This window comes from Protofrankia sp. BMG5.30 (assembly GCF_001983005.1).
Taxonomy (GTDB): Bacteria; Actinomycetota; Actinomycetes; order Frankiales; family Frankiaceae; genus Protofrankia; species Protofrankia coriariae.
Window position 1 is genome coordinate 21,183 of the sequence record NZ_MOME01000040.1, and the last position, 5,045, is coordinate 26,227.

The 5,045-nt window shown below is 70.7% G+C and carries 4 protein-coding genes; 1 reads left to right on the forward strand and 3 read right to left on the reverse strand.

The genetic code is table 11. The features are described from left to right. Window positions 1-21: 21 nt before the first annotated feature. The 3 genes from BL254_RS19500 to BL254_RS19510 all read right to left on the reverse strand — a co-directional run bounded on the left by BL254_RS19500 (window position 22) and on the right by BL254_RS19510 (window position 3,166). Window positions 22-837, reverse strand: a complete 816-nt coding sequence (locus BL254_RS19500; protein WP_076844479.1) for an ABC transporter ATP-binding protein — start codon at window positions 835-837, stop codon at window positions 22-24. Window positions 838-982: 145 nt separating this feature from the next. Then, on the reverse strand, window positions 983-2,062 hold the full coding sequence (locus tag BL254_RS19505) for an iron chelate uptake ABC transporter family permease subunit (RefSeq protein WP_076844456.1): 1,080 nt from the start codon (window positions 2,060-2,062) through the stop codon (window positions 983-985). 105 nt (window positions 2,063-2,167) lie between these two features. Further along, entirely contained in the window at window positions 2,168-3,166 is a 999-nt protein-coding gene (locus BL254_RS19510) for an iron ABC transporter permease (protein ID WP_047223660.1), read from the reverse strand. A 380-nt stretch (window positions 3,167-3,546) separates the two neighbouring features. On the opposite strand from BL254_RS19510, the gene BL254_RS19515 reads away from it, so the two are divergent. Continuing rightward, window positions 3,547-4,530, forward strand: a complete 984-nt coding sequence (locus tag BL254_RS19515; protein WP_235433593.1) for an iron-siderophore ABC transporter substrate-binding protein — start codon at window positions 3,547-3,549, stop codon at window positions 4,528-4,530. The last annotated feature ends 515 nt before the right edge of the window (window positions 4,531-5,045 follow it).

Consider the following 5,045-nt stretch of genomic DNA (forward strand, 5'->3'; position numbering starts at 1 on the left):
GGGCCGGAGCGGCCGCGGGCCTCAGGACTTCAGGGCGGCGGCCGGCCGCGGGCTGTGGTGGCGTCCCATCGGGATGACCAGCGGGGTGCCGCTGACCGGGTCGGCCACCACCTGGCAACGCAGGCCGAACACCTCCTCCACCAGCTCGGCGGTCACCACCTCGGCGGGTGGCCCCTGGGTGACGATGCGGCCGGAGCGCATCGCGATCATGTGGTCGGCGTAGCGGCACGCCTGGTTCAGGTCGTGCAGGACCATCACCACCGTGCGCTTCTCCCGCCGGTTCAGGTCGACGACCAGGTCGAGGACGTCGATCTGATGGGCGAGGTCCAGGAAGGTCGTCGGTTCGTCCAACAGCAGCACGGGGGTGCCCTGGGCCACCGCCATCGCGATCCACGCCCGCTGGCGCTGGCCGCCGGAGAGCTCGTCCACCGGCCGGCCGGCCAGCTCCAGCATGGCCGTCGCCCGCAGCGCCTCGGTGACGGCCTGTTCGTCCGCAGCGGACCACTGGCGCCACCAGGTCTGGTGCGGGGAACGGCCGCGGCCGACCAGGTCGACCACGGTCAGCCCCGCGGGCGCGACCGGGGACTGCGGGAGGATCCCCAACTGCCGGGCGACCTGCCTGGTCGGCATCGAGTGGATGGACCGCCCGTCCAGGTGCACCGCGCCCGCCCGCGGGCGCAGCAGCCGGGCCAGCGCACGCAGCAGCGTGGACTTGCCGCAGGCGTTGGCGCCGACGATCACACTGATCCGGCCGGCGGGGACGAYCAGGTCGAGGTCGTCGACGACCACTGTGCTGTCGTAGGCCAGCCGCAGCCCGCTCGCCCGCAGCTCGGGCAGGCCCGGGCCACGCTCGCCCGTGGGGCTGCCGTCCGTGGCGGTGCCGCTCGTGGAGCGGCTGCTCGTGGGGCAGCTGCTCGTGGAGCCCGTGTCGGGGAGGTCAGCCGGTGCCGTCGGCCAGGATGGTGGCTGGAGCGTCACGGGATCAGCCTCCGGAGTCGGCGCGGTTCGCCCGGCCGAGCAGCCAGAGCAGGAACGGTGCGCCCAGCACGCCGGTCACCACGCCGACCGGCAGTTCGGTTTCGGGCAGGAGCTGGCGTCCGATCAGGTCGGCGGACAGCACGATCAGTGCTCCGGCGAGACCGGAGGCGAGCGGGGGCGGCCAGGCGAGGTTCGCCAGCCGCTGCGCGATCTGCGGGGCGGCCAGCGCCACGAAGACGATCGGCCCGGCCGCGGCGGTCGCGAAGGCGACCAGCCCGACCGCTGTGATCATAAGTGCCAGCCTGGTGCGCTGGACCGGGACCCCCAGCCCGGACGCGACCTCGTCGCCGAGCTGGAGGGTGCGGGTGACCCGGCCGAGCGCCAGCGCGACCGGGACGAGCACGGCCATGGCCAGTGCCAACGGGCGGGCCTGGTCGAAGCTCCTGCCGTTGAGGTTGCCGACCAACCARCCCAGGGCCTGCCCGGCCTCGGCGAGGYGGGCCCTGGCCAGCAGGTAGTCGGTGGCGCTGCTGCACAGCCAGGACACCCCGATGCCCACCAGGATGATCCGGTATCCGGAGGTGCCGCCCTTCCAGGCCAGCAGATAGATCACCAGCGCCGTGGCGAGGCCGCCGATCAGGCCGAGCAACTGGCTGCCGAGGCCGGCACCGAAGCCGAGCACGATGCCCGCGACGACCGCGGTCTGCGCGCCGGCGGTTATCCCGATCATGTCGGGGCTGGCGAGCGGGTTACGGGTCATGGTCTGGAACACCGCACCGGAGATGCCGAAGGCGACACCGACGAGAAGCCCGACCAGGGCCCGGGGCAGCCGGAGCTCACGCACGACGAACAGCGCTCCGGGGTCCCCTGACCCCCACAGCGCCGGGACGACCTCGGCGATGCCGATCGGATAGTCACCGAACGCGATCCCCAGGCAGAAGACGGCGAACGTGGCGGCGGCCAGGACGGCACAGACCGTCACCAGCCGTGGCCGCAGCACGGCGGACGCGGCGGGCCGGGCCAGCCGCACGGCGGTGCGGCCGCCGACACGGCTCAGGCTGAGCGGACCGTAGGTCGTGGTCACGGCTGTGCTGGCCGCGGCCGTGGAGGCAGCCGCAGCCGCAGCCGCGGAGGTGGCCGTGGCCGCGGACGCTGGCCTGCTCGTGCTCGTGGTCGGGGTGGCCATCGGCTAGAGCTCCGCGAGACGCCGGCGGCGGACCAACATGACGAAGAACGGCGCGCCGAGGAAGGCGACGATGATGCCGACGTTGATCTCCTGTGGGCGGGCGACCACCCGTCCGACCACGTCGGCCGCCAGGATCAGGCAGGAGGCCAGCGCCATCGAGGTCGGCAGCAGCCACCGGTGGTCGGTCCCCGCGATCATCCGGGTGGCGTGCGGGACGACCAGCCCGATGAAGACCAGCGGCCCGGCCACGGCCACGGCACCCCCGGTGAGCACCGTCACGGCGACGGCGCCCTGCAACCGGATGAGGCCGACCCGCCGGCCGAGGGCGGCGGCGACGTCGTCGCCGAGCGCGAGGCTGTTCAGCCCGGGCGCGAGCATGAGCGCGAGCACCACCCCGGTCAGGACGAACGGCGCGGCCTGCGCCACGAGCGTGCCGTCGCGGCCCGCGATGGATCCCGCGGACCAGTACCGGTAGCGGTTCAGCGCCTCCGGGTTGGTCAGCGCGATGGCGCTGGTCAGCGAGCCGAGCAGGGCGGTCACCCCGACCCCGGCCAGGGCGAGTTTGACGGGGGTCGGGCCGGAGCGCCCGGCGGCGCCCAGCAGGTACACGAGCACGCTGGCGGCCAGTGCGCCGGCGAAGGCGAACCAGATGTAGCCGTAGAGCGAGGTCAGCCCGAACGCTGACACGGACAGGACGACCGCCAGCGTGGCGCCGGCGCTCACCCCGAGCAGCCCGGGATCCGCCAGCGGGTTGCGGGTCAGCGTCTGCATGATCGTGCCGGCGAGACCGAGGGCGGCGCCGACGAGCAGGCCGAGCAGGGTGCGTGGGACGCGCAGCCCCCACACGATGGCCTCGACGTCCCCGTCGTCACGATGGATCAGTACTCGCAGGACCTGGTCCAGTGGTACCGGTCGGCTACCGATGGCGATCGACAGGGCGCACAGGAGCGCCAGGACGCAGAGGGAGGCCCCCAACAGGACCGGTCGCCGTGCCGGGTGCAACCCCCGCCGTCCCGAAGCGGCCCGGGGAGCGGGCCTTCCTGTGACCGGCCCGTCCGCCGGCGCGGCACTCGTCGGAGCAGGGCTCGTCGGAACGGAGTTGGGCGGGGCGGTTGTCCCCGTTGATGCGACCCGGAGCCTGTTGGTCACGCGGTCCTCATGGTCACAGAATCTTAGGGCAGGTATACCTAAATAATCAATCGGCGGGAAGTCCTTGTTATTTAGGTAAGCATAACTTTAGTATGCGCTCCGCCAGGTGTCGGACCCGTGGCCTTCGGGTCACGGATCCGGCTGAACCCGAAGAGGAGCAGATGTTCACTACGCAGCCGCGTGTCGCGCGTGTTCCCACCGTTTCCCGCTTGCTACGGTGCGTCGTTGTCTTTGTGGCGATCGCGCTGGGACTCGCCGCCTGTGGCAGCGACGATACGGATACCACGAGTCCCCAGCCGTCGTCCGTCCAGAGCGGCCAAAGTGCGTTTCCGGTCACAATCGCTCACAAATACGGCTCGATCCGGATCAACGCCCAACCCGCCCGGGTCGTCGCGGTCGGCCTGACCGACTCCGAGCCGTTGCTCGCGCTCGGCGTGAAGCCGGTGGGCGTCGTCGACTGGTTCGGGGAGCGTCCCTACGGCAACTGGCCGTGGAGCGAGAAGCTGTGGGCCGGGACGGCCCCGGAGATCGTCGGTGAGCGCAACGAACTCAACTTCGAGAAGATCGCGGCACTCCGGCCGGACCTGATCCTCGCGCTGTACTCCGACATCACCCAGGAGCAGTACGACACCCTCTCCAAGATCGCTCCCACCGTCGCCCAGTCGAAGGAGCATGACGACTTCGCCACCCCGTGGAAGGAGATGACCCGCACCGCCGGCCAGGCGGTCGGCCTGGAGGGCAGGGCCAACGACCTGATCGCCGCCATCGACAAGAAGTTCGCGGACGTGCGCCAGGGCAACCCGGACTTCGCGGGCAGGACCACGGCCATCGTGGACCCGTACGAGCCGGGTCAGTACGCGGTGTTCGCTCCCAGCGACCCCCGGTCGGTGTTCATGTCGGAGATCGGTTTCAAGGTGCCCGACCAGATCGGCCAGCTCGCCGGGTCGGAGTTCGCCGCCGAGATCAGCTCCGAGCAGCTGAACATCGTCGACGTCGACCGCCTGCTGTTCGTCACGGACGCGTCCGACGCCGAGGCGCGGGTGAAGGCGGATCCCGTCTACAGCCGGCTGAAGGTTGCCACGGAGGGCCGGGCGCTGTTCGTGCCGTACGAGGATCCGCCGGTGGGCACCGCGCTGACCTTCAACACCGTGCTCAGCATCCCCTACGCCATCGACCAGTTGGTGCCGCTGCTGAAGACGCCCGGCTCGGCCGGGTAGCGACCCCGCGGGCCCGCCGGCTCGGCTCCCGCGCCTGCCGGATCGACGTCGTCGGTCCGCGGCGGAGGCCGATCCGGCGGTACCCCCGGGAAGCCGGGAGCCGGGTATGGCGGGCCAGCCGTCCAATGGCCTTGCCGATCGACTGACGGTGACCGATAAAGACTGACGGTGACCGACAAGGTCAAAAGTTGGGATATGCGAACTGTTTCATCCTGGGTCGGGAAAGTTCGGTCGGACTTCTCTTTAAGTAAGGATTACTTTAGTATCTGCTCTCGTGCGTCTGGGGTTACAGCCTGAACAGGGCCCGTCTCCCGGACGCGGGTGCCATTGAAGATCAGACAGTAAAGATCAGAAAGGCAGGCCCTGGCGGTCCTGTGTCCGTCAGGGCCGCTGGTCGTGTGCCAGGAACGCCGATCGCGTGCTCGGAAGCTCACGATCGGCGGTCGATGCTGTTCGACGGCTACTGCTGCCGGACGGTCAGTGCTGTCGGGACTGCTGTGGAGGCGTGGTTATCG